The organism is Flavobacterium sp. B183, assembly GCF_023539155.1.
In the GTDB taxonomy this organism is placed as follows: domain Bacteria; phylum Bacteroidota; class Bacteroidia; order Flavobacteriales; family Flavobacteriaceae; genus Flavobacterium; species Flavobacterium tructae.
In genome coordinates, this window is sequence record NZ_CP097434.1 from 3,541,075 (window position 1) to 3,566,539 (window position 25,465).

Consider the following 25,465-nt stretch of genomic DNA (forward strand, 5'->3'; position numbering starts at 1 on the left):
TTCTTTTGTTATTTCTTCAATTTCTCCTGCTTTTACCACTACCAACTAAAACAATACCACATGTACCATAATATTTTCAAAAACTTCCAATCCATATTGTTGCTTATTACAGTACTCTCATTAACCAATTGTTCTGATGATAATGCATCAAATGAAAATAGTAATCCGACACCTGTTAGTTCAGATTTAGCTTTTAGTATGCAGAGATTTACAATTATGACTTTAAATCCAACAATCAGCGCAACAACAGAAGCTACTTACAGTTGGACCATTACAAAAGCACCTTCAGAAAGTTATGCACTAAGTACTACTACAGCAAAGGAACTTTTATTTGTGGCAGCAGAAGCAGGAGTTTATGAATTGGCAGTTACTGTAAATGACAAAGGAAGTATACAAACTCAAAAAGTAGTCGTTACCGTTACAAAAGAAACGAAGGAGTATAAAAGCTACATCTCAAAAGTATTTGAATTTAAACCGGCACCCGGGCAGTTTGTTAACGATCTGCCTATTGCGAATGACGGCGATACTCCTGAAAGAATTTTATCAAGAGCCAATACTTATCTGGCCAAGAAAAATGGTGATCTGGTTTCATTGGGGGCTTTTGGTGGTTATGTTGTTTTTGGATTCGATCATACCATTGTTAATGTTAAGGGTAAACGTGATTTTAGAATTTTGGGCAATGCTTTCTGGGCAGAGGCTAATCCAAATCCAAACAGTACCATGCGTGGCGGAAGTAGTGAAGCAGGTGTAATCATGGTCGCTTACGATAAAAATAAAAACGGGCTTCCGGACGATCAGTGGTACGAGATAGAAGGCGGCGGGCATAAAATGCCTAAAACGATTCAGCATTATGAAATAACGTATTACCGACCTGATCCCAATAAAATTCCGGTGTCGGGCGGAACAACGGGTACAGTAGGTTTTGTCGATATGGAGTATATTTTATGGAAAGACAATCAGGGGAAAAGTGGCTATCTGGTTCAGAATAATGCCTACAATCATTCTTTAGATTACTGGCCAAAATGGCTTAAAGATCAATCTTCTATTACTTATAAAGGAACAAGATTGCCCGATAACGCAGTTGATGAAAGCGGAACGGGAAGTTACTTTGTGCAGTATGCTTTTTTATACGGATATGCAGATAATGCTCCGAACAATGATGATGATTCGGGCATAGATATTAACTGGGCTGTGGACGAAAAGGGAAACAAGGTAGTGCTTCCCGGGATCGATTTTGTGAAAGTGTACAATGGCCTTAATCAGCAGGCGGGATGGCTAGGAGAAACTTCGACAGAAATAATGGGGGCAACAGATTTGCATCTTTCAGGAGAAAGCATTCCCACGCGTTAACCCATTCAAAAATGTATTAAACTAAATTATTATATCAGGAATTATGAAAAAAAACTTTGCCCATTTATTATTATTGGCTTTTGCGGCGGCATTTACCGGATGCAGTGATGACGATAAAAATGATGTCAACACCGGAGAAGGACTCGTCGTACCAATAGCAGTAAAGCTTCAGGATAAATTTGAAGTAAACACCTTTAAAGTTTTGAATATTACAGCTTCAGCTGAAACAAGTAATCCAAATTATCAATGGGTACTTAAAAAAAATCCGGTGAATCAGACTAAAGATTCGATTATAGGAACTACAAAAGATTTACGATTTGTTGCTTTATATCCCGGTGCATATGAACTAACCTTAAATGTTACTGAAGGAGATAAAAAAGGCACAAGCGCCACCACAGTGAATGTGATAAATGAGACTCAAAATTACAATCCTTACATAACAAGTATTCAGGATTTTAATCCGGCACCCGGAATGTTTGCCAATGATTTGTACAAAGACGGATTTTCGAAAGCAGATGTTATGAGGGTAGCATTGGGAAGAATAAGTGAAACCAGTGTAGGATATCCAATTGATTTAGGAGGTTTTGGAGGCTCAATTGTGGTTGGATTTGATCATATGGTGGTTAATCTTTCAGGAAAAAAAGACTTTAGAGTGTACGGAGCAGATTTAACGGATAAAGCCAATCCTCCGGCTCCGGGTTTAATTTATGTTGCTTATGATAAAAATGCCAATGGAAAACCCGATGAAGACGAATGGTATGAAATCATAGGAAGTCAGCATGCTAAAGAAAATACGGTTAAGAATTTTAAAATTACTTACTATAAACCTGCAGCTGGCAAGAAAGTAGTTGTAAGCGGTCCAAATGATCCTTTTTTAGATCGTGAACATCTTTATTGTGAGAACAACCAATCTCAAACGTACTTTTTGCCAAGGTCTAAAACCAAGAAAGAGTATTATCCAGCCTGGGATACTCAAAATACAGCTGTTTACGAAGGAACGAAGTTAAACGTAAATTTCGCAGCAGTACGTCCGGGGCAAACTACTTTGTGGAATTTTGAGGCTCCGGAATGGGGATACGTAAATGCCAAAAGCCCTGATATTGATATCGACTGGGCCGTAGACAAGAATGGAAATAAAGCAAATCTTCCGGGAATTCATTTTATCAAAGTAGTGAACTGTGTCAGCGAACCAATGGGACTTTGTCACCAGCAATCGTCTATGGCTACGCGATTCTCGGGAGCTGCAGATCTTCAAATAATTAAAAAATACAATCTAAAAAAGTAAGAAGAGAAGAATATGAAAAAGTTTATAAAATATAGTTTGTACCTCGCCATTGTTTGCTCTTTTTACAATTGCAGTAATGATGATACAAAGCCGGAGCCTGTAATTGAAGAACCTAAACCGGAGCCGATTAAAGATCCAACTCTTACTATAAAATTGCAGGCAGATTTTACAACGGAGCGATACAATGTGGTAGCGATTGATCCGGAAGTAACGATTGAAAATGCAAATGGGGCTGTTGCCCAATACAAATGGACTTTAAAAGTAACCGGAAAAGACGGAGTGGCTAAAGATTCTGTTATTGGCGACAGTAAGACCTTGAAGTTTATAGCACCAAAAGCACTAAGCTATGCTGTAGATTTTACCGTAACACTAAATAAGTTGGTAAAACAGGCTTCTACTAAAGTTACAGTTGCCGAAACCGGTAAAACGTATACTTCGAAAGCACTTTCAATTATTGATTATGTACCTGCTCCGCATTATAACAATGACGGTTTTGAGTTTGCAACGAAAGCGGAAGCGATAGAGAATGCACAGGCTATTTTGGCCGATGGATCTCTTGTTGATCTGGGAACTTTTGGCGGTTATATCGTAACAAAATTCGACCATACGGTGATCAATGCTTATGGCAAACGTGATTTTACAGTTCAGATGAATACAGTTTCGAATGCTTCAAAGTTTTCTCCTGTGAGTATTATGGTGGCTTATGATGCCAATAAAAATGGAATTGCAGAGGATAATGAGTGGTACGAAATAGCCGGAAGTGAGTATTATAAATCGACTACAGTTAAGAATTATGAGGTGACATATTACAAACCGGATCCAAATAAAGCTGCCGTAGCAGGAAAGTACGACTGGCAATTCGACAAGGAATATCTTAAATGGGCAAATAATAAAACGGCTTCAGGTTTTATCACCAGAACAAAAAAATGGAGACGTTATAATTATTACCCACAATGGCTTGGAGATTCTTACACACTAAAAGGAACAAAAGTCAATTTGGCTACAAAAGATATTAGCGATGGAGAAGGTACAGCATTCAATGTTGGAACTTTTGAATGGGGCTATGGCGGAATCAAAGATCCTTCGATAGACATTAGCTGGGCTGTAGATAGTAATGGTAATAAAGTACATCTTCCCGGAGTAGATTTCGTAAAAGTATACGTGCCTACATTTACAGAGATTGGCGCATTAGACCTGGTTACGAACTCCTTCAAACAGGCAGAAGATTTGAATTTTGCTGCAGGCAAGTAATCGAAAGCGGGAATAAAACTGTTTATTAATCAACCAAGAATATTAATCCAAATTTTTATAAATCATGAAAAAAGTACTTTATTTTTTGACAGTAGGTTTGATTCTGGGACTTTCGTCCTGTAGTAATGATGAAAATCTATTAAATAGCGAAAGCGGCAGTGCAGCGATTAAAAGCTCAGGCTCAACTTCTAAAAGTGCAGTGACCGATCCTTCGATAGGAACAACTACTACGCTTAACCTGACAAGTTCTTTATTGACCAGCGGAACATCAACAACAGGCGGGAAGTATTGGCAAAATACCTATGTGGCAAGTACCAACTTAACCGTTGATATATTTAAATTTTCACATAGCGGAACATCATCAGGTTACAATTATTGGGATGGTTTTATTGTATCCAATGTAAATGATATTACAAATTATGGTTCGGGAGCAGGTACTGGCGGATCTAACGGTTGGGTAGCCAATCAATGGGGTACTATGGCAGGAAGTGGTTTCGGAACTTCTTCTACAATTTCGGCAGGTACTCCGGGTACAACAGGAGATCCGTACATCGTAGCTTACTGGTCAAGTTATACAGATCCTAAAAATCCACAGGGAACTACTTTTAGTGAGACAAGTTTCTCTAACTGGATTAAAATTGGAAATACAGGATTGTACAATGTAAAAGGATTAAAAATCAACATGCACCCATGGCCTTATTATGGTTGTTTGTATGGAGACGGTTTTGCTCAGGCATTTTCTTCAGGAGATCACTTTGAATTGTTAATTTACGGAGTAGATTCAAGCGGAACTATTACTGCACCAATTACACAATCATTGGCTGATTACACAGGAGGTTCTTTAGTAATGCCAACAGGATGGATAAATGTAAGCGCTACAGCACTTCAAGGTTTGGGAGACGTAAAATACCTTGTTTTCCAAATGGCTTCAACAGATTCACACCCGGTATACGGAATGAATACTGCAGCTTACTTCTGCTTAGACAAGCTGTCTGTAAAAAGAATCCAATAATACTAAAATTTATTATCGAAAAGGAGTCATTGAAAAGTGGCTCCTTTTTTTAGTTTAAAACACATGGGCTATAAAGAAAAATCTGCTTGATCTCCAAAATCTGCGAGAAAAAAACTGTACAAAAAAACTGTACAAAAACGCAATAAATGATTTGGCTTATTTATTCTTTAAACACCTTCCTCTTGGTTCATCACCTTCGTGAAGAACAATTTCAGAATGAAGGAATTCAGCAGCTTCAGCCGAGCCTTTTACTTTGGCAGCACTTCGCACAAGCATCTCAGATTCAAACTCAGTCAAAACGCTTTCTCTTATTCCTGCTTCTCTCCAGTTGGATAGCGGTCTGCATCCTCTTACGATTCCCCGAGCCAAAGAAAGCGCGTCTAACAATGCCTGATTAGCTCCCTGTCCTTTGAAAGGGCTCATCGGATGTGCTGCGTCCCCAATCAATGTGGTCCGTTTATTTTTTGCTAATAATTCGGGACGAAGTAATTCACGGTCGTATACCGGATAACCTGAAATTTGCTCCTCTAAAGTTGCCGATAAAATTTGCGGAATAGGAGCATGCCATTGTGTTCTTCGACAAGCCTCTTCTTTTAACGCTTTCGGTCCTTGTGCGCTCAATATTTTAGCTTCGTCTTCGGACATTGGAAAACTAAGCTGCCACATTACAGAATTTTCTGTATAAGGCATCATATAAATTCGCTCATTGCCGTTAGCGGTTTGAAACACAGTTGCCGAGTCGAGCAAATTATGATCAAGTCCATCAAGAGTCTTTAACGGACAAATACCTAATATCACAATACATCCCAGATAACGCAAAGGAGTAACTTCGTCACCAATTAATAGTTTTCGTACCGTACTGCGAATGCCATCAGCTCCAACCACAAGATCGGCTTTAGTAGTTATGATTTTGCCATTTACTTCAAAGTTTAAGGAAATACTTTGATCTTCTGATTCCTTAAAATCTATGAGTTGATGTCCCCATTGTACGATATCATTTCCTTCGAGTTGTTTCAGCAGTGTTGAACGCAAATGTTGTCGCGCAATGTGCATATTTGTTCTCTTTGGAGCTGTTTTGGTATCTGATGGAATCCATTTTCGAATCCCCCATTCTCCAATTACTTTTCCTTCCGGAGTATGTACCAAATGCCTGGTGGAAATGACCTTTTCTTCTAAAGAGAAAATACCAAATCCTTCAATGGCTTTACTGGCTTGTTGTAAGGTAAGTCCATAGCCTTGTGATCGGGCATCAAAGTTAGTATCGCGTTCGTAAAGAGTAAAAGGAATTCCGCGGTGCAAACAAGCAACAGCCAATGCAACTCCTCCGATACCGGCTCCAATTATGGCAACATGCGGGTAGTTTTCTTTGTCAATCATAGTAGGATGTTCCGAAGGAATCAATCCCGATCCGTCACAGTGGAGACAAACATTGAGATGCGCTTTAGGACGAGTAGGAGGAACTCCTGAGTCCTTTGATTTTTCAAAGTTTTCCAGCGCTATCTGATACTGAAGCCGCACTTTCTTGCTGAGTCTTTGGCTTTTTTTACCACGTCCCTGGCATTCGGGACAAATAGTCCAGTTTCTTTCTGCATTTTCGATCGTATGTATTCCCACTTTTTTACCTAATTTAGACACTTCAGCATTTGAAAACTTTGATATGCTTGTAACAAGACTGCAAATTTAAGACAAAAGAGGGCTAGTGCAAAATAGTAAGCTATAGATACTAAAAGAGATTGTAAGAGTTATTGAAGATAACATAGCAGTTACTGTTTTGTTTAGGGTATCGTGAGTGTTTGTTGGCTGCTAATTTTTGAATTATTTTTAATCCTTATCGAATAAATTCTAATGACTAAACAATGAAAATTACTTTAAAAATTAAGCTTTTGGTTGTTATGGTGTGTGCCGTAACCAATTGGTCTTTTGCTCAAAAAACAGTATTTAATATTAAGTATTCTGAGCAGTTGGCTGTTTTTGTTTTTCTTCAGAATTTATCCGAAAACTATCCGGACAACGTTTTTAAAACCGAGTTTCAAAAATCAAAATACAATACTGAGCAATTTCAGAAACTGGTCGCAGAATTTGATCATCTGACATTGGATTACAGCTATCCATTTGAAGAATTCCCGGAAGGCTCTAAAAAGCCAATGTAATCGTTTGATTTTTTGAGAAAAAACTTAATCGAAACAGAAAATTTAAAAGATTTTAAAATACGCTCTATTGGAGTTTTAACCAACAAAACACTGAATGATCTTACGAGAATAATTTCCGCTTTTACTCCGATTTACAACGAACTCATATACAATCCCAATAAAGAAAAATTTGAAAAACAGCTCGTAGAAATTACCAAATACGCAAAGGAAAATGACTTGGAGCATTATTTTGAAATGGGTTTGATTTTTTACAATTCGAGTTGGGATACTTCAATTCCTTTTGAAATCGCATTTTATCCTTTGCCTAATTCTAAAGGCTTTACTGCGAATTCTTTTGGTAATAATTTCATCAGTGCCATTCAAACAGATTTAGACGATTATAAGGATCTCTTTAGTGTAATGCTGCACGAAACGTATCATATTATTTACAACGAACAGCCATTGGAAGTAAAAAAAATGATCGATAATAGTTTCAAAGAAAACAAATCAAAATACAGTAATTACGCCTATCATCTGCTTAACGAAGCGCTGGCAACTTCATTAGCCAATGGTTATGTATACGCACAGCTGAATGGAAAAGTTGATGATGGTGACTGGTACAATAAAAAATACATCAACCTCATGGCAAAAGAAATTTACCCTATGCTTAACGAGTACATTTCTCAAAAGAAAGCCATAGACAAAAGTTTTATAGATCATTATATTGAAAGCTATGAAACAAAATTCCCAAACTGGATAGACGAAATGGATAATCTTATGGCTTACAGATACGTTATTTCTGAAAATGAAAAGGATTTTGACGTCATCAAACAAAAGTATCGTTACCGTTCCAGATCAGAAGATGAAACCGAAATTAGCAGAAGCACTCTTGAAAAGATGCAGAAATCAAATCTGACTAAGATGATCATTGTTTCTAAAAATAATGCTGAAAATCTAAAACTCATTAAGAACAGTTTTAAAGAATTAAAAAACTGGAAGTTCAATGCAGCCAAAGAGTTTGATTACAAGATATTATTGGAAGATAAAAGTCAGCTTTTCATTATTAATCAGAAGGAATCAGAACTAAAAGCATTACTTGATTAAATAGAGAAGCAAAAAGTCCGCAAAGTATAAAAGAAAACTTTGCGGACTTTTTTTTAATTTTAGTATAAAAAACAGGTTTACTTATTCACTCTTTTTAGATCCAGATCCTGAAAGTCAAAACTGAAATCAATATTAGGAGAGATGCCTTTCATTTTAATTGATTGTGCTTTACCGGTTTCATCCAGTGAAAACATCGCAAAGGCATCACAATTCATTGCCTGATATTCCCATTTTATGGCAAATGTATTAGCATTATAAAAAGCCATAGGGCCATTTAATTTTGGTGAACGATAGGATCTGAACCATAACTGTTTGTTTTTTTCAAATACTTCAATTTCTCCAAACCAATTGTCAGTATAAACTCCGATAAAGTCTTCGTTTTTTACTTTCACATTTTTTGCCAGTTTTACTTTTTCCCAAACATTCTTGGTAACGTCATCTCCTGTATTTCTGCCTTGTTTCATCCATTCCACAATTTTATTGGTCCAACCAAAATCGTCCAGGCCTAAATAACTGTCAGAGATAGTATTGGTAACGGCAGTAAAGAGCCCGCCACCGCCATTCTCTGTGTTGGTTAAAATCACGATGCCTAAGTTTAGATCCGGGTACATCGTAACAATGGATAACATTCCTGGTAAACCTCCTGTATGAGATACTTTTAGATTTCCTTTCACATCAGTTAATCCCCAACCCAGACCGTAACCGCTAAAATGCGAATTGTATCTCGGATCACGATCTACTTCTTCAACGGTATGGATGCGCCACATTTCGTTATGATTTTTAACAGAAAATAGTGTTGATTTCAAGTCACTTCCATACTGTCCTTTATTTAGACATAAAGTCATCCATTTTGCCATATCGGCTGCGTTTGAAATGATTCCTCCCGCAGCACCGTTTATCTGTATTCCGAATCCATCAATTCGTTTTATAGTTCCGGATTCTGACGAATGTGATACAGCCAGATTGCTTTTATCTTTTATCCTGTCGCTTTGTGCAAAAGAATTACTCATTTGCAAAGGATCAATAATTCGGGTTTGTATAAAATCTTCGTAAGTCATACCACTTACTTTAGAAATTAATTCTCCCGCTACGATATACAGTAAATTGTCATAATCAAACTTAGTTCGAAAAGCAGATACCGGTTTAAAATGTTGAAAACTAGTTAGAACATCATTTATTGTAAAATTGGAGCCATCAGGGAAAAACATCAAATCACCCACGCCTAATCCAAGTCCGCTGCGATGTGTAAGCAAATCCTGTATGCTAAAATTTTCCGTAACATAATCGTTATACATTTTAAACTTTGGAAGATGGTCTTTTACTTTATCTGTCCATTTCAGTTTGCCTTCGTCTTCAAGAATAGAGAGCGCTGCAGTTGTGAAAGCTTTGCTGTTGGAGGCTATTTGAAAATTTGTGCTTTCATTTACGGCCTTTTTTGTTTCGATAGAGGCAACACCATATCCTTTTTGATGAATTACTTTTCCATCTTTAACAACTGCAATTGAAGCCCCGGCCACTTTAAATTTCTCCAAAGCGTCCTGCATTAAAAGATCTATTTTTTCAGATGTAATTTGTGAATAGAGAGGGGTAGAAGCGTAACAAATAAAGAGCATTAATGTAAACAGATGAGTTACTTTTTTCATAATTTTTTTTAAGGTTATGGCGTTTTTGATTGTTAGTTGGTGTTGTTAAAAATTAACATTCCCATCAGCGAATATAGGAATTATCTTTGTAATTAATCCTGTATGTCGTGGCCTAAAAAATGATTTAGCTGCATCTGTTGTAAGTTTCTTTAAGTTTTTAGAAGCTCGGTTTTTCAAAGAGCTATGCAAGGGGTATTTTTTATGAAACTGAATTGCATGTTTATAACACCTCATGTTTGCCAAAATAGTTTTTAAGCTATTTCAGCCAAGAGGCAATTGGATGCTTCGATCGAATATAATTGCTAAGAAATATTTTTAGAAAAAAAAATCTGCTAAATCTGCGGGATCTGCGTGAAAAAAAACTAAACACAGAGAAACATAGTTTTTCTATGTACTGAGAAACACAAACTAAAAGAAACACATTCCTTCTGTATAGCGGAGAACTATTTCAGAAAAAAAATCAGCTAAATCTGCAGACCCGAGCGATAGCGAACAAGCAAAGCAATCTGCGTAAAAAGATTATCCCTATAGAAACATAGTTTCTTTGTACTGAGAAGACCAATAAATCCTATGCCGGCTCCCAAAGTTCAATTTTATTGCCTTCAGTATCCATAATGTGAACAAACTTTCCATAATCGTAGGTGGCAATATCATCAAGTACCGTTACACCGTTTTCTTTAAGCTGTTTGACAAGAGCTTCAATATGCTGCACTCTGTAATTAATCATAAACTCTTTTTTGGAAGGAGAGAAATACGCGTCATCCTTCTTAAACGGGCTCCATTGAAGAGATTCTACGACCTCAGGAGCATCTATTTTTCTGGATTCAAAAGTAGATCCCCAATCGTTAACTTCAAGTCCTAAGTTTTTGGCATACCAATCTCTGGTTTCCTTTGGGTTTTCTGAAAAAAAGAATATGCCTCCAACTCCCGTTACTTTTGGTGTCGGGTCAGAAGAGGAGGGATTGGTTTGATTTTTTTGGTCTTCCATGAGCTTTGTTTTTTATACTAAGATAAAACTATTCTTCTTTATTAAAACGGTTCCTACATCATCTTTAAAAAAATTAGTCTTTCAATCCTTTTCCCTGAAGAATCTGATCCGTCATATTTTCTACCCTAGACGCTCTGGTTTTAGATTGTTTTGGGCTTGAAAAATACAGTAAGTAAGCCCGTTGACGACCTGGAGTTAAAGCTTTAAAAGCAGTTTCAAGAGCCTTGTTTTCGTCTAGTTTTTGTTGAAATTCTTCTGCAATCTCAAATTCGGCAGTCTTCTTTAATTTTACCTTCAAACCGGCTTTTTCTATTTCAATGGCTTGATAAATATACGTTTTTAAGATTGCTTTCTGAGCTTTGATTTCGTCAAGACTCGTAAAACGAATTTGTCTTGCGGCCTGAACATTCTCACTCTGCTGTATTAGAATTCCGTCCGTATCTTTCATTAAGGCTCCTTTAAAAAACAGAAAAGCACAATACTCTTTGAAAGAATGTATCAAAACAACATTATTACCATGCAGCGTATAGCAGGCTGTTTCCCATTTTAGTTCTTCTGTCAATTGGCAATCCATCGCAATTTTTCGTAACTCTTCCAGTTCTTTTTGCCATTTTTCAGCATTCTCAAAGTAAAGATCAACTTTAGGGTTCATATGCTATTGTTATTAAAATTCATTAAACTCTCAAAGATCCTCTAAAACCTCTGGCTGCATAATAAGATTCGGCGCCATTATGATATACAAATACGGTATTGTAGCGAAAATCAGAGAACAATGCCCCACCCAGTTTACGAATTTCAGAAGGTGTAACAATCCAGCTTGAAGTTTTGGCATCAAACTTACCCAGTTTTTGAAGTTCTTTGTATTGTACTTCATCTAAAAGTTCAATTCCCATCTCTTCGGCCATATTTACAGCACTTCCGGCAGGTTTGTGTTCTTTTCTTTTTTCCAGTGCCTCATGATCAAAACACAGACTTCTTCGGCCTTTTGGACTTTCGGCAGAACAATCGAAGAAAATAAATTCTCCCGTTTTCTCGTCAAATCCAACAACATCCGGCTCGCCTTCGGTTCGTTCCATCTCATCGAGTGACCAGAGTTTCCCCGGATTTGCCTCCAGTTTTTTCTGAACATCATCCCACGCAAGACCTGCGTGTCTCTTCATATTGTTCTCAAAACGGATTTGTAGTACTTTCAATAATTCTTCGCTTTGTTCTGTTGATAGTTTGTTTTTCATTTGGGTTTAATTTTTAGAAGCTAAATGTTTTTGAGTGTAAAAATTTCACGGTTATTAGTAGAAATAATCTAATTTATCAAAACTGCCTTTCTTTCTAAAGGTCTGAAATACCAGGACACAATAGTCAAAACAATAAGCAATACCGGGCCAAATAGTTCTTTTGGATGGTCTCCAACAACCAAATGCGAAAAAACAGCACCCGTCATGGTAAAGAAAAAGCCGGCATAGGCCCATTCTTTTAGTAATGGAAATTTAGGAATTAAGATCGCCACAGTACCTAATAATTTCCAAATACCAATAAGTGTCAGAAAGTATATTGGAAACCCTAAATGTTGTATCATGCCTTCCTGTTCTTTTATTTTTAGCATTTGTACGATTCCTGTAGCAGTCATTCCTAACGCCAGCCATAATGTAGCAACCCAATAGATGATTTTGTCTCTTTTTTTCATGATTTTATAGTTTAGTTTAAGTTAGTTTAATTTAGTTTTTTGGCAGCGAATTCTTGTAATCTGTTGTGAGCCATATTGATTCCCTGAGCAAAAGGCAGTTTTAACATCTGATCTCTAAGTGCAGCAGATCTGTAAATAATATGCATTTTTAACTGACTGGTTTCTTCTGTTATCGCCTCAAATTCAAGAAACTCAAGTTGAACCGGAAAAGGAGAGTTCTCCATTTCAAATGTTCGTGTAATCTTCTGTTCCGGAAAAAACTCATGAACCACTCCATTAGCTTTAAAAACTACATTTCCTTTAGGGTCGGAAGTTTCAAATTGCCAGCTGCCATACTTCTTATTTTCAAGTTGTAGTACTTTGGTTCCCATCCATTGTTCAACAATTTCGGGCTCTGTATAAGCCATAAACAATAATTTTAAAGGAAGATCAAACTCTCTTGTAATTAATAAATCCTGTTGACCTTCTTCGGCAGTAATTTTCGTTTTTCGTTCCATAATTTGGTTATTCTTTCGGTTTATAGTTTTTCATGATACTTTCCAGTTTGTTAAAACGATCGTCCCACATTTGGCGGAACGGTTCTATAAAATCAGCAACTTCTTTCATTTTTCTGGCATTAGTAACGTAATAAATTTCCCTTCCATTTTGCGTTTGCTCCAAGAGCTCACATTCCGTTAATATTTGAATGTGTTTTGAAATAGTTTGTCTTGAAGAATTAAAATTTTCAGCAATAACTCCCGGAGTCATTGACTGGATAGCCACTAAGCTTAAGATTGCCCTTCGGGTAGGGTCGGCAATTGCCTGAAATACATCTCTACGAATTTCCATTGTGCAGTTATTTGACAGCAAATATAATGCAGTTATTTGACTGCGCAAAATTTTTGACACTATTTTTTAAAAATATTTTTTTGTAATGACAGTATTATCAATGTTTTATAGACTTCCGGACGATGGAGCCGTAGAGTAGATAAGAAGTTAACGGCTCGCAATTTTAAATTCCATTCGAGCAAGAAAGAGTATAATTGCAATTTCCGCGAGAAAATAGAATACCGCTAAATAGGTTAGGTGGGTATAAAGATAGAGTAAGAGGCCTGCCGTGATTCCACAGTACAACAGGTTTGCAAAAGCAATAATTTTTAGACAACCTCGCCAGTTCTCATTCGCAAACCAGTAACTCGCAAATGAAGATGCCATAAGCAAACAGGCTAAAACAGCAAGAAGATAGAGTGTTTTTTTGGGAACGCCGAAGTAGATTTCCAATTCAACCAATACTACGCCCAACAAAAGGGTAGAGAATAAAGCTCCTAAGCCGTCGATCAGAAATATTTTTTTCGAATTTAAAATCATAGGTTCTATTGGGGGCATTTGTTTTTAGTTTATTAAAGTTAGGCTTAAAATATTAAATTACAATAGTTTGACTCAAAAAAAACAAATCAATGAAGGAATTCACTTTCAGAAGTGTTTGATTGCTTAAAAAGAGATTGAGGTATTGCTCCAAATAAAAAACCACTCTTTCCGGTTTATAAAAGAGTGGTTTTGTTGTTTTAAGGTGCAGAACATTATATTTTTTTGAGGGTAACTTTCATTTCTTTACTGTCTAGTGTCAGTTGATCTTCTGTTATGATACTTTCACAAGGGTAGGGAGTACCGGTTTCATCCTTTATCACTAAATTTTTACCACCTTTTGTTAAAGCATAAGTACCATTGTTAATTTCTTGAGTAAGATATCCGGTAACATGTCCGTCTTCCGTAAAGGTAAGTGTACCCTGAGTTAGAATTACATTTTTCATAGAATCCGAAATCGGTAATTTAGGCTCTACAGCAGTAATTTTCCAGGAGTTCACTAATTTATTTCGACCTTTATGACATGAAATCATTAATACAGCCAGTACTGCAATTGCGAAGATAAATAATTTAGATTTTTTCATGATTTTGTGGTTATATGTTAAACTACAGAAAATTACAAAATTTATTCTAATTAAAAATCTAAAAATCAAATATTTATAAAATTACTATCACACATGAAAAAACCATAAATCTCAAGGGTTTTGTGCCTGAATAGCTTCAGAAAAACTAGTTTAAGGTGAGCTCTCCCAGAATTTCTTCGTACATAAAAGGGCCACCCGGATATTTGGCGGTATAGTCCAGGTTCATCCATACCTGCCCACGTTCGTCTATGTGGTAATGAATTTTTTTACCATAACTTTCTTTTACAAAAAGCACATTTTTGATCAGGTAATTTACTTTTTCCAAGTCGATTGTTGAGCCGATAAGTATTTCAGGGTAAATATGTCCTTTCGTATGAATCAATCGGGGAGTTCCGCCAATCGATCGAACTGCAGCGGCCATCAAAATAGAATGATCGTCGCAATCGCCTGAAAAGTATTCTAAAGACTCACTCGCAGTTGCAATATAATCCCCTTCTTTAGGATCATTAACATAATTCCAACGGCTGTTGATTTCTTTAAACACGGCAAAACACTGAATAATGGTTCTGTAATCTGAATAACCTTTAAGGCCTTTAAAATGCTTAGAGGTGGCCATAATGGCAAAGTTTCGAACCTTTGGATTCTGATACTCTATCGCATTGATAATTTTGGATTTATTAGGAAACGGAAGCAGTTTTGCCACAATAATATCCTGTGGGAATGGATTGTCAGACATGGTGTAAATCATCGAATTGTAGTCTTCGGAGATTTCACTGAAGCCATAATTTCCAATAACCGTTCCGTAGAACAATACTAATAAATATACCGCAATGCAGAGTATAATGATGGTTCTGAGCAACATCAGAAGAAAGAAAATTGCAGTAAAAACGAGTATAAAAATCAAAACACGATCTAAATTGAATGCCCATTGCAAATCGATCAGATTTTGATGTAATATGATAAAAATCGGAACCGTAATCAAAAGACTCAGCAGCATAATAATAATCCTGTCCCAGGGTGATTTCACCTGTAGTTTGGATTTTAATTGCGGAAAGTCAATTTTAGGAAATTTTATCATAAGATTCAAAAGCAGTTTTTACAGCGCTTTTACGGTTTCAACAAAAGTACTTTTTTTCTCAATAATTCCCAGATCAAATAATTGATTTTGAATTTTGATAAAAGCTTTTTCAGTCAGTTGCTTCTGAGACCATTGGGTTAATTTTAGCCACTCCTGAATGTCTTCTTGTTTTTGATTGAAAAGACTTGCCAGAGTTTTGTCAATATTTGGAATCTGAGCAAAATCCTGAGTTGTTCTATTGATTATCTCCAATATCTGCTCGACTATTTTAGGGTTCTTTTTCAAAAACTCGTCTCTGACGGCAAGTACAAACGATGGCCATGGAGTAGGGCAGTCACCAACTCTTCTGAAAATACCTTTATCAACCAGTGGCTTGGTCATAAAACGCTCCCACATAAAATAATCGGCAGTTCCGTTAGTCAATGCTTCAACAGCGCCGTCTATCGTATTTATGATTTCAAACTGTAAATTATCGGTTTTCCATCCTTGCTCATGTGCATTGACATAAGCCATTAGCTGTGATCCTGAACCCAATCGTGAAATGGCTGCTTTTTTATCTTTAAGATCTTTCACGGTTTCAAAAGTTGATTTTGCAGCAACATGAATTCCCCAAATCAAAGGTGATTGTACGTAGATCTGAACAATTTTACTTGGATTTCCTGCTGCAATATCTTTTAGAATACCTTCAGTCAGAATAACGGCAATGTCAGCTTCATCATTGCGAAGCATCTGACACATTTTGCCGGTTCCTTCCGGAATGTCTTTCCATTGTAAATCAATATTTTCAGCTTCAAATTCACCATTTTCAATGCACATTTGCCATGGTAAATTGAAGTGCTCAGGAACACCTACAATTTTTACAGTTTTCATTCTAAGTTTAGTTTAAGTTGGTTAAGTGTGTTTTAAGTTTATTGGGGTATTAATTTTTTAATAAATCAGTTCTGTGTTTGTCTGATAAACAGGGTTCGGCAAATTCAATTATAGCATTTGCTTCGTATTCTGATAATAAGTTCTTTACAATCGAATAATCGGTATTTTTTGTAATTTCGACTGCAAGAAAGGTATCATTTAATGCTTCTGACAAACAATTGATTGCTTTTAATTTTTCGCGTATGATTTCTTTATCAAATTCTTTTTCAAGAATAAGAACCTGTACGATCGAGTTCCCTGAATGTTCTATGGTTTCTTTATGGATAAAACACTTTTCATTTTCGTCATATTCTGCTCTAAAGATATCATCTGTAGCAATTAAAGGACCGAAAAAAGGAATGTTATCCAGTTTAAAAAGACCTTTCTCAGAATCTAAAATTTCTGCCCACATGGTTTCCGACACTATTTCTTCCAGGTAAGTACTGTAGTATTTGAACAGTATTTTTTTATGTGTTTCTGCCATTATTTCATTTTATATTTTATTGCAACTTCTATTAATTGATCTGATCGATCACTGCTTTCAAAGGCGATATTACAATGCGATAACCGTCAGGATCTAAGAACATTTTTCCATTCTCGTTCCAGAAAGGGTTGGTTGCAGTTAAGATTGAGATATTATTGCGTTCAATTCTGTCTATCAATTCGTTGTAGTCGATAATTGACTTTGGATAAAGCACAATAACATCATCCTCATCAAATGTATGATTTGCTTTTACTTTTGATTGTGTAAATTCAAAATGCCAGTCGGATTGTGGCATTCCAAGAAATACACCATCATAATCTTTATGTTTCTCAAAGCTGCCCAAGAGTTCAAAACCAAGGACATTGATATAAAAATTAGCTATTTTTTCAATATTATCGGTATGTCGGGCAACTCTTAAAAACATAATTTTAGGATCTTATTTGATTAATATGATGTTCTAAATGTTCTACATAATCAGTCATTAGAAACTTTAAATCAATTACAGATGCATCGCTTAAAATGATCTCATAATTCAAAGCTTTTTCATCCACATTCTTCATGATCCTTATAATTTGGCGGTTGATAGAAAGCCAAAGTTGTGTAAGATCATTAATGTCCATGGTTTGATACTGATTTAAATTTACCAGATCCATTTGATTGTAAGGTCTGTGATAATACGGTTTTTCTAGATAATTAATTTCTGTAAAACGAACCAGATTATGAATCCCCGAATCAACCAAATGTCCGATAACTTCTTTTTTTGACCATTTCCCGGGGTTTTTAGCTTCCAAAATTTCACTTTTCAGAGAAGGAAAATAAGCCGAATTATCCGTCAGTAATTTTTCAAACTTTAAAATAGCATTTTCCATGAATAATCTAATTTCTGAATGGATTATAGTAGTGAATTAATTTCCTGCCAGTTTATCAAGGGTATACGCAATAAGTGCATCAACCGCTTTATAAGGATCCTCGCTAAAAGTTCCCGAAGCACGATTGGCGATAATTGCATTTAACGAAAGCGCATTATGCCCTAAAAGAGCAGAAAGTCCGTATATCGCAGCAGTTTCCATTTCTAAATTGGTAATTCTTTGTTCGTCAAAACTAAAATTATCCATTTTACTATTTAATTCCTGATCCTGAATGTTCAAGCGTAAAACACGTCCTTGTGGTCCGTAAAAACCTCCGGCTGTAGCAGTTATTCCTTTGAACATTTGATCCGATTCGATAATTTTTTCCAGCTTTTCAGAACAAGCGATAGCATAAGGTTTACCTTTTTTAGCATCCCAGTTCGTATGCTTGATGAAAGCTTCTTCGATATCAGCATTCGAAACTTCGTCAATTAAATAAGAACGGAGCATGTTGTCAAGTCCCAATCCGTATTTAGACATCACAAAACTGTCTACAGGAATATCGGTTTGTAAAGAACCTGAAGTTCCAATTCGTATAATATTCAAAGAAGTCAGATTTTCTTTTGGCTGACGTGTTTCAAAATCGATGTTTACCAAAGCATCAAGTTCGTTTATCACGATATCAATATTGTCAGGACCAATTCCCGTTGACATTACCGATATTCTTTTTCCTTTGTAGATTCCGGTTTGGGTTTTAAATTCTCTTTTTTGTGTAGAATATTCAATTGAATCAAAAAACTGAGTGATTTTTTCCACTCTGTTTTGATCTCCTACGAAAATAATATCGTGTGCAATATGTTCAGGACGAAGGTTTAAGTGGTAAACACTCCCGTCCGGATTAAGTATTAATTCTGAATTTTGTATCATTTTTTTTTAAGGTTCTAAGTTGCTAAGTCGCTAAGGTTCTAAGTTTTTTTATTTTCGATTCTGAAATTTCAAATAGCAGTAATCTAAAAATCATTAAGCTCAGGCTTTGCGATCTTTGCGTTTTTGTTTAAGCGTTACATTATAATTTCTTTGCGTACGTTGCGGTCAAATTTTTTAAATCAAAAATCTAAAATCTAAAATGATTACCCGCCAACTCTTTTAGTTTTGAATCCTTTAGCTTTAAGGATTTCCATAATTTTATCCCGATAATCTCCCTGAATAATTATAGAGGCGTCTTTAAAAGTTCCGCCAACACTAAGTTTGGTTTTGATTTCTTTAGCCAATACTTTGAAATCTTCGTCTGATCCTTCGTAGCCTTCGATTATGGTGGTGGCTTTTCCTTTTCGTTTTTCGAATTTGCAAATCATAGGTTCCTTTTGGATATAAAGAACATGATCTTGTTCCTGAATCTCTTCAGGTTCATTGGATTCGACATGATCTGGAAACAAATTTTTTAATTGATCTTGTAAGTCCATAATTTTTATGCTAAAAAATAAATGCTAATTAAAGATAGTATGTAAAAATCAAATTCCAAATCCCAATGATGAGTTTGGGATTTGGAATTTTTAAATTTTGGAATCTAATTTAGGTTTATTTCTTGATTAAACCTAAATCTACCAAGCGTTCGTATAAATAATCTCCAGCTGTAATATCTTCGAATTTCTTAGGATTCTCTGCATCAATACAGTTTTCCAAACAATCCAGCTTCATATCGCTTACCGGATGCATAAAAAACGGAATAGAATAACGAGAAGTTCCCCATAATTCTCTTGGTGGGTTAACTACCTGATGAATAGTTGATTTTAACTTGTTGTTTGTATGTCTTGACAACATATCTCCAACATTAATCACCAACTGATCGTCTTCAGCAATAGCATCAATCCATTCGCCATCATGATTCTGAACCTGTAATCCTTTACCCTGAGCACCCATTAATAAGGTAATCAAATTGATATCACCATGAGCAGCCGCGCGAATTGCATTTTCCGGCTCAGTAGTAATAGGTGGGTAGTGAATTGGTCTTAGAATAGAGTTTCCGTCTTTCGCATACTGATCGAAATAAAACTCATCCAGACCTAAATGTAAAGCCAAGGCTCTTAATACATAAACACCTGTTTTTTCAAGCATTTGATACGCCTCTTTACCTACAACATTAAAACGAGGTAATTCCGTAACATTTACGTTCTCAGGATACTCTGCTGCATATTTAGAAGAAGCATCCACGTACTGGCCAAAATGCCAGAATTCTTTTAAATCTCCCTCTTTGCGTCCTTTAGCATGTTCTTTTCCAAAAGAGACATAACCTCTTTGTCCGCCAATACCGGGAATTTCATAATTATGCTTAGTTTCTACTGGCAAAGCGAAAAATTTTCTAATTTCGCTATAAAGCTCGTCTACCAATTGGTCATCTAAAAAGTGACCTTTTAGGGCTACGAAGCCAATGTTTTCAAATGCACTGCCGATTTCATTTACAAATTTTTGTTTACGTTTCGGGTCGTCCGAAAGGAAATCACGTAAGTCTACACTAGGAATGTTTTGCATACTTTACATTTTTATTTAAAGATAAAAGGCGTTGTAAAACCTTTCAGTAACAAAGGTAGAGAATATTTTAGAATTCAATTTTAAAAGTTATACTAAAATTAAAATTTTCTAACAAAAAGCTATAAAATTGTTATATTTTTCTATATTTGAAATACTAAAAACTAACCGCTAATGATCTTTTACAGACAAGACCTAACTGACACTCAATTATTAGACTTATATAAAAAAATTCTCAAACCCCGATTAATCGAAGAAAAGATGCTCATCTTAATTCGTCAGGGGAAAGTTTCCAAATGGTTCTCCGGAATAGGGCAAGAGGCCATCGCAGTAGGAGTGACCTCTGTTTTAGATGATTCAGAATATGTGTTGCCTATGCACCGAAATCTTGGCGTTTTTACCAGCAGAAATATTCCGTTACATCGTTTATTTTCGCAATGGCAAGGAAAAGCAAACGGTTTTACAAAAGGGAGGGACCGCAGTTTTCACTTTGGCACTCAAGAATACAATATTATCGGTATGATTTCGCATTTGGGTCCGCAACTTGGAATCGCAGACGGAATTGCACTGGCGCATAAACTTAAAAATGAGAATAAAATAACAGCAGTTTTTACAGGTGAAGGCGCTACCAGTGAAGGTGATTTTCATGAAGCTTTAAATATCGCTGCGGTGTGGAAACTACCTGTCATGTTTGTAATTGAAAACAACGGTTACGGATTATCTACACCAACAAACGAGCAGTATTTTTGTGAAAACCTGGCCGATAAAGGAATAGGTTATGGTATAGAGAGTCATATTATTGATGGAAATAATATAGTGGAAATCTATAATAAACTGGCGCAACTGAAAGAAGAAATGCAGAAAGATCCACATCCGGTTTTACTGGAGTTTAAGACTTTCAGAATGCGTGGCCATGAAGAAGCGAGTGGTACTAAATATGTTCCGCAGGAGTTAATGGACGAATGGGCAGCCAAAGATCCCGTAGCGAATTACAAAAAATATTTAATAGAAACCGGTGTTCTGACTGCTGAATTTGACGAACAATTACACAGTTCTCTTAAACAGGAAATTGATGAAAACTGGGCCATGGCAAATGCAGAGCCGGAAATCGTTCCTGATTATAATGGTGAATTAGAAGATGTTTATAAACCTTTTGTTTATGAGGAAGTTAAATCTGATTTTGAAGTAGCTAATATTAGATTTATTGATGCCATCAGCAGTAGTTTAAAACAATCGATGGAGCGGCATGAGAATCTGGTGATCATGGGGCAGGATATCGCCGAGTATGGCGGTGCCTTTAAAATTACGGATGGATTTGTGAAGTTGTTCGGGAAAGAACGTGTACGAAATACCCCAATTTGTGAGAGTGCAGTAGTTTCTGCCGGGATGGGATTGTCAATCAACGGCTGTAAAGCTATTGTCGAAATGCAGTTTGCCGATTTTGTTTCTACAGGTTTTAACCCGATCGTAAACTTGCTGGCCAAATCACATTACCGTTGGGGAGAAAAGGCCGATGTTGTGGTACGAATGCCATGTGGCGGAGGAACTCAGGCAGGACCTTTTCATTCACAGACCAATGAAGCCTGGTTTACTAAAACTCCAGGACTGAAAGTTGTTTATCCGGCCTTTCCGTATGATGCAAAAGGATTATTGAATACTTCTATAAATGATCCGAATCCGGTACTGTTTTTCGAACACAAACAATTGTATCGCAGCGTTTATCAGGACGTTCCTGTAGATTATTACACTATCCCGTTAGGAAAAGCAGCTTTATTGAAAGAGGGGAACTCTGTTACTATTATTGCTTTTGGTGCCACGGTTCATTGGGCATTAGAAACGCTGAATAAAAATCCTGAAATAAAAGCGGATTTAATTGATTTAAGAACGTTGCAGCCTTTGGATACCGAAACTATTTTTAATTCGGTTAAAAAGACAGGAAAAGTAATCATTTATCAGGAAGATACTTTGTTTGGAGGTATTGCGAGTGATATTTCGGCCTTGATTATGGAAGAATGCTTTGAACATTTAGACGGTCCTGTAAAAAGAGTTGCCAGTTTAGATTCACCTATTCCGTTTACCAAAGCATTGGAGGATCAGTTTTTAGCTAAAAATCGATTTGAAGATGTTTTATTAGAATTATTGAAATATTAATTACAAATAACAAATAGTTTTGCATAAAGAACATTTTTTTTATCTTTAAACCATAAAAATATAACTTATGAAAAAACTGTTTGTTTCAATTTTTGCAATCACGGTACTTTTTTCTTGTAATAAGAATGGGAAGTCAGAGAGCGACAAAGCATTAGATACAAAATTCGACGCTTATAAGGATCGTTTTGTTACTGATTTATGGAAGATTAACCCGGGCTGGGCTTCGGCTGTTGGTTATCATAAACTGGATAGTGTTTTGGTTGTTCCGGATGCTGCTGAGGAAAAAAGACAACTTGATTTTGTTAATTCTGAATTAGATTCTTTAAAACAATTTAAACTTGAAGATTTATCGGATAACAATAAGACAGATTTTCAAATGATAAAAAATCAATTGGAAGCTACTGTTTTTAACATTAAAGAAGTAAAATCTTCTCAGTGGAATCCTTCTGAATATAATGTTTGTGGAGCTTTCGCCGAAATCTTAAATGGTAAATACGATTCACTGGAAGTTCGTTTACGTGCTTTCAATGCTAAAATGAATAATGTTCCTGCATTTTATGAAGCAGCCAAAAAGAATATTAAAAATCCAACAGTTGAACATACAGAGCTTGCTATAGCGCAAAATTTGGGCGGTTCTACCGTTTTTGACGTTGATTTGGCTGCAGCTCTGGAAAAAAGTAAATTAACTGCTGCCGAGAAAAAAGAAATGCTCGATAAAGCAAAAGTTGCTAAAAAAGCAGTTGCAGATTATGCTGATTGGTTAAAAAAGTTAGACAACAAAACACCACGTTCTTTCAGACTTGGATCGGAATTGTTTGCTAAAAAGTTCAATTTTGATATCCAATCAAGCTATACAGCAGAGGAAATCTTCAAAGTTGCCGTAGATCATAAAAAAGATTTGCACGAAAAAATGTTTGTTTTGGCTGATAAACTTTGGAAAAAATACAAAGGAAACGAACCAAAGCCTGCTGACAAACTGGATTTAATCAAACAAGTAATTGATAAAATCTCTTTACAGCATACTACACCTGAGAAATTCCAGTCTGAAATTGAAAAACAAATTCCGGAATTAACAGCGTATGTTAAAGCAAAAGATTTACTTTACATCGATCCTTCAAAACCACTTGTAGTTCGTAAAGAGCCGGCTTATATGGCGGGCGTGGCAGGAGCTTCTATTTCGGCTCCCGGACCTTATGATAAAAATGCCAACACCTATTATAATGTGGGAAGCATGTCTGGCTGGACGGCTGAAAATTCAGAAAGTTACCTGCGTGAATACAACGATTATATCCTTCAAATTTTAAACATTCACGAAGCTGTTCCGGGACATTATACTCAATTGGTGTACAGCAATCAATCGCCAAGTATCATTAAATCTATTTTAGGAAATGGCGCTATGGTAGAAGGCTGGGCTGTTTATGCAGAGAAAATGATGTTGGAAAGCGGATATAAAAACTCTGATGAGATGTGGTTAATGTACTACAAATGGAACTTGAGAGCTACTTGCAACACCATTTTGGACATTAGTGTACATACTAAAAATATGTCTAAAGAAGCGGCATTGGATTTATTGACTAAAGAGGCTTTTCAGCAGCAGGCAGAGGCAGATGGGAAATGGAAACGTGTTACTTTATCACAAGTACAATTGTGTTCTTATTTTACAGGATACACGGAGATCTATAACTTAAGAGAAGAGCTTAAAAAGAAAGAAGGAGATAAATTCAATTTGAAGAAGTTTCACGAGAAATTCTTGAGTTTTGGAAGTGCTCCAGTGAAATATATAAAAGAATTAATGTTGTCTGAGGAATAAAACAGCAACAATTACGGCCGATTTTAAACTTATAGAGTCGTCGTTTGCAAGATTTTGTTTTATTAAGTGTAAAACATTTTTTTGAGAACTGCTTCCTAATGGATGCAAAGTAAAAAGACTAACAGTTTATTTAACCGTTAGTCTTTTTTATTTTGGAGTTTAAATAGTAATTTATGTAAATCCGACAGGTTTTTAAAACCTGTCAGATTTGTTTTATAGCTCAAATTCTATTTTCATTTAAATTCTATTTCGATTTCGACTCTAATTCAAACAATTGTACCCGACTTTTCAAGCGATCGATGAGTAAATTCATCATCCTTTTGTTGAGACTGGAGGAGTTTTGAATATAAGTTTCGTATTCTTCAAGGGTAAAAAGCGCCATTACGATTCCTTTTAGAGAATTTCTAAACTTAATATCTTTTTGAATGGAGTTTTCGATGGTTTGGAGTTTCTTTTCTACTGTGTACGAGTAAAAATCAGCTTTATTTTTGTTGACATAGTTAATAAAAACCGCAACAAATAAATCGTTCTGAAGTTTTAAAATGGGTCTAATGGTTTGATTTTGAAACAACTCATCCGCAGAAGATTGAGCACTTATAGTTCCTAAAGTTTCGCCTCTGAATTCTTTTAAAAAAGTGTCTCTTGCTTCCATGTTTTTTCTTTAAATTTAGAAAAAAATCCGATACGATTTTTTCCATTTAAACTAAAAATGATGCAATTCCTTATTATTTTAAACTCCTGAACTTTGTTTGAAATGAATTTGCATTTTAAAACTTCAAAAATGATCAAAAAAATTATACTTTTTTCTTTATTGGCTCTTGCTCTAATTTCTTGTAATTCAAAAGAAAATAAAGAAGAGTACAAACATGCTGTTTATCGCGCGGTTCACAAAGGCGATACAGCAGTCTTAGACATTCGTATAAACAACAAGCGGTTTTTCGGCCGTTATGAAGTATTCTACCATAAAATTGGTAAAGATTCCGGGGATGTAAGAGGAGATATAAAAGGAGACACGTTAAGAGGGGATTATCATTTTATCTCTAATGGCGGAAGCTGGAAGAGAATTCCTTTAGCCTTGCTAAAAAAAGACAATAAATTGTTCTTAGGAAAAGGAGTAATCGGAATTTATTTTAATCTTCCGCTTTTTATGCCTGATCAGCCTATAGAATATAACGAATCAGGGTTTGTTTTTGAAAAAGTTAAGGAGTAATTTTTGTTTATTTGTTTCAGGTTTCAGATTTCACGTTGTTGTTAGGTTTATTGACGAAGTCAAAACCTGAAACCTGAA

28 protein-coding genes are annotated in these 25,465 nt (G+C 35.8%); 9 read left to right on the forward strand and 19 right to left on the reverse strand.

The features are described 5' to 3' along the window. Positions 1–60: 60 nt before the first annotated feature. The 4 genes from M4I44_RS14995 (at position 61) to M4I44_RS15010 (ending at position 4,898) form a co-directional block, all read left to right on the forward strand. The gene (locus M4I44_RS14995; RefSeq protein WP_249965207.1) at positions 61–1,350 is read left to right on the forward strand and encodes a cell surface protein; all 1,290 of its coding nucleotides are present in this window, start codon (positions 61–63) and stop codon (positions 1,348–1,350) included. Positions 1,351–1,393: 43 nt separating this feature from the next. After that, the gene (locus tag M4I44_RS15000; protein WP_249965208.1) at positions 1,394–2,635 is read left to right on the forward strand and encodes a hypothetical protein; all 1,242 of its coding nucleotides are present in this window, start codon (positions 1,394–1,396) and stop codon (positions 2,633–2,635) included. Between the two features lie 12 nt (positions 2,636–2,647). After that, the gene (locus tag M4I44_RS15005) at positions 2,648–3,886 is read left to right on the forward strand and encodes a hypothetical protein (RefSeq protein WP_249965209.1); all 1,239 of its coding nucleotides are present in this window, start codon (positions 2,648–2,650) and stop codon (positions 3,884–3,886) included. 64 nt (positions 3,887–3,950) lie between these two features. After that, positions 3,951–4,898: a DUF4465 domain-containing protein gene (locus tag M4I44_RS15010; RefSeq protein WP_249965210.1), complete on the forward strand. Its 948-nt coding sequence runs from the start codon at positions 3,951–3,953 to the stop codon at positions 4,896–4,898. A 156-nt stretch (positions 4,899–5,054) separates the two neighbouring features. On the opposite strand, the gene M4I44_RS15015 is transcribed toward M4I44_RS15010, so the two are convergent. Then, positions 5,055–6,506 carry an NAD(P)/FAD-dependent oxidoreductase gene (locus tag M4I44_RS15015; protein WP_249967422.1) on the reverse strand — a complete coding sequence of 484 codons (1,452 nt, stop codon included), beginning with the start codon at positions 6,504–6,506 and terminating at the stop codon, positions 5,055–5,057. A 248-nt stretch (positions 6,507–6,754) separates the two neighbouring features. On the opposite strand from M4I44_RS15015, the gene M4I44_RS15020 reads away from it, so the two are divergent. Continuing rightward, positions 6,755–7,048, forward strand: coding sequence for a hypothetical protein (locus tag M4I44_RS15020; protein WP_249965211.1), 294 nt, complete (start codon positions 6,755–6,757; stop codon positions 7,046–7,048). A 12-nt stretch (positions 7,049–7,060) separates the two neighbouring features. Next, positions 7,061–8,131: a hypothetical protein gene (locus M4I44_RS15025; protein WP_249965212.1), complete on the forward strand. Its 1,071-nt coding sequence runs from the start codon at positions 7,061–7,063 to the stop codon at positions 8,129–8,131. A gap of 77 nt (positions 8,132–8,208) precedes the next feature. Here M4I44_RS15025 and M4I44_RS15030 read toward each other — a convergent pair whose 3' ends face one another. From M4I44_RS15030 to M4I44_RS15110, 17 genes are all read right to left on the reverse strand, one after another. Continuing rightward, positions 8,209–9,774, reverse strand: a complete 1,566-nt coding sequence (locus M4I44_RS15030; RefSeq protein ID WP_249965213.1) for a serine hydrolase — start codon at positions 9,772–9,774, stop codon at positions 8,209–8,211. A gap of 568 nt (positions 9,775–10,342) precedes the next feature. Further along, positions 10,343–10,762, reverse strand: a complete 420-nt coding sequence (locus M4I44_RS15035; RefSeq protein ID WP_017498271.1) for a VOC family protein — start codon at positions 10,760–10,762, stop codon at positions 10,343–10,345. A gap of 73 nt (positions 10,763–10,835) precedes the next feature. Further along, positions 10,836–11,414, reverse strand: coding sequence for a YdeI family protein (locus M4I44_RS15040; RefSeq protein WP_249965214.1), 579 nt, complete (start codon positions 11,412–11,414; stop codon positions 10,836–10,838). A gap of 22 nt (positions 11,415–11,436) precedes the next feature. Then, positions 11,437–11,994: a DUF4256 domain-containing protein gene (locus M4I44_RS15045; RefSeq protein ID WP_249965215.1), complete on the reverse strand. Its 558-nt coding sequence runs from the start codon at positions 11,992–11,994 to the stop codon at positions 11,437–11,439. A 68-nt stretch (positions 11,995–12,062) separates the two neighbouring features. Beyond that, complete coding sequence (locus M4I44_RS15050) at positions 12,063–12,443, reverse strand: DoxX family protein (RefSeq protein ID WP_249965216.1); 381 nt, start codon at positions 12,441–12,443, stop codon at positions 12,063–12,065. 26 nt (positions 12,444–12,469) lie between these two features. Then, positions 12,470–12,940 carry an SRPBCC domain-containing protein gene (locus M4I44_RS15055; RefSeq protein ID WP_017498275.1) on the reverse strand — a complete coding sequence of 157 codons (471 nt, stop codon included), beginning with the start codon at positions 12,938–12,940 and terminating at the stop codon, positions 12,470–12,472. A gap of 7 nt (positions 12,941–12,947) precedes the next feature. Next, entirely contained in the window at positions 12,948–13,271 is a 324-nt protein-coding gene (locus M4I44_RS15060) for a helix-turn-helix transcriptional regulator (RefSeq protein ID WP_017498276.1), read from the reverse strand. Between the two features lie 147 nt (positions 13,272–13,418). Continuing rightward, on the reverse strand, positions 13,419–13,808 hold the full coding sequence (locus M4I44_RS15065; RefSeq protein ID WP_249965217.1) for a hypothetical protein: 390 nt from the start codon (positions 13,806–13,808) through the stop codon (positions 13,419–13,421). Positions 13,809–14,002: 194 nt separating this feature from the next. After that, positions 14,003–14,371 carry a hypothetical protein gene (locus M4I44_RS15070; protein WP_017498278.1) on the reverse strand — a complete coding sequence of 123 codons (369 nt, stop codon included), beginning with the start codon at positions 14,369–14,371 and terminating at the stop codon, positions 14,003–14,005. A gap of 145 nt (positions 14,372–14,516) precedes the next feature. Continuing rightward, positions 14,517–15,449, reverse strand: a complete 933-nt coding sequence (locus M4I44_RS15075; RefSeq protein ID WP_249965218.1) for a transglutaminase — start codon at positions 15,447–15,449, stop codon at positions 14,517–14,519. 18 nt (positions 15,450–15,467) lie between these two features. Next, complete coding sequence (locus tag M4I44_RS15080; RefSeq protein ID WP_249965219.1) at positions 15,468–16,319, reverse strand: substrate-binding domain-containing protein; 852 nt, start codon at positions 16,317–16,319, stop codon at positions 15,468–15,470. A 49-nt stretch (positions 16,320–16,368) separates the two neighbouring features. Continuing rightward, on the reverse strand, positions 16,369–16,842 hold the full coding sequence (locus M4I44_RS15085; RefSeq protein WP_017498281.1) for a DUF4265 domain-containing protein: 474 nt from the start codon (positions 16,840–16,842) through the stop codon (positions 16,369–16,371). 31 nt (positions 16,843–16,873) lie between these two features. Then, entirely contained in the window at positions 16,874–17,266 is a 393-nt protein-coding gene (locus tag M4I44_RS15090) for a VOC family protein (RefSeq protein WP_070908056.1), read from the reverse strand. 4 nt (positions 17,267–17,270) lie between these two features. After that, positions 17,271–17,711: a DinB family protein gene (locus M4I44_RS15095; protein WP_249965220.1), complete on the reverse strand. Its 441-nt coding sequence runs from the start codon at positions 17,709–17,711 to the stop codon at positions 17,271–17,273. A gap of 36 nt (positions 17,712–17,747) precedes the next feature. After that, complete coding sequence (locus M4I44_RS15100; RefSeq protein WP_070908058.1) at positions 17,748–18,617, reverse strand: nucleoside phosphorylase; 870 nt, start codon at positions 18,615–18,617, stop codon at positions 17,748–17,750. Between the two features lie 203 nt (positions 18,618–18,820). Then, entirely contained in the window at positions 18,821–19,153 is a 333-nt protein-coding gene (locus M4I44_RS15105) for a translation initiation factor (protein ID WP_070908059.1), read from the reverse strand. A 115-nt stretch (positions 19,154–19,268) separates the two neighbouring features. Next, positions 19,269–20,219 carry an isopenicillin N synthase family oxygenase gene (locus M4I44_RS15110; RefSeq protein WP_017498286.1) on the reverse strand — a complete coding sequence of 317 codons (951 nt, stop codon included), beginning with the start codon at positions 20,217–20,219 and terminating at the stop codon, positions 19,269–19,271. Positions 20,220–20,390: 171 nt separating this feature from the next. On the opposite strand from M4I44_RS15110, the gene M4I44_RS15115 reads away from it, so the two are divergent. Next, positions 20,391–22,367 carry a thiamine pyrophosphate-dependent enzyme gene (locus tag M4I44_RS15115; RefSeq protein WP_249965221.1) on the forward strand — a complete coding sequence of 659 codons (1,977 nt, stop codon included), beginning with the start codon at positions 20,391–20,393 and terminating at the stop codon, positions 22,365–22,367. Between the two features lie 67 nt (positions 22,368–22,434). Next, on the forward strand, positions 22,435–24,177 hold the full coding sequence (locus M4I44_RS15120; RefSeq protein WP_249965222.1) for a DUF885 domain-containing protein: 1,743 nt from the start codon (positions 22,435–22,437) through the stop codon (positions 24,175–24,177). Positions 24,178–24,421: 244 nt separating this feature from the next. Here the strand turns inward: M4I44_RS15120 and M4I44_RS15125 are convergent, their stop codons facing one another. Then, positions 24,422–24,829 carry a glyoxalase gene (locus M4I44_RS15125; protein WP_249965223.1) on the reverse strand — a complete coding sequence of 136 codons (408 nt, stop codon included), beginning with the start codon at positions 24,827–24,829 and terminating at the stop codon, positions 24,422–24,424. A gap of 129 nt (positions 24,830–24,958) precedes the next feature. Here M4I44_RS15125 and M4I44_RS15130 point away from each other — a divergent pair, with 129 nt between their 5' ends. Beyond that, on the forward strand, positions 24,959–25,387 hold the full coding sequence (locus M4I44_RS15130; protein ID WP_249965224.1) for a hypothetical protein: 429 nt from the start codon (positions 24,959–24,961) through the stop codon (positions 25,385–25,387). Positions 25,388–25,465 lie beyond the last annotated feature (78 nt).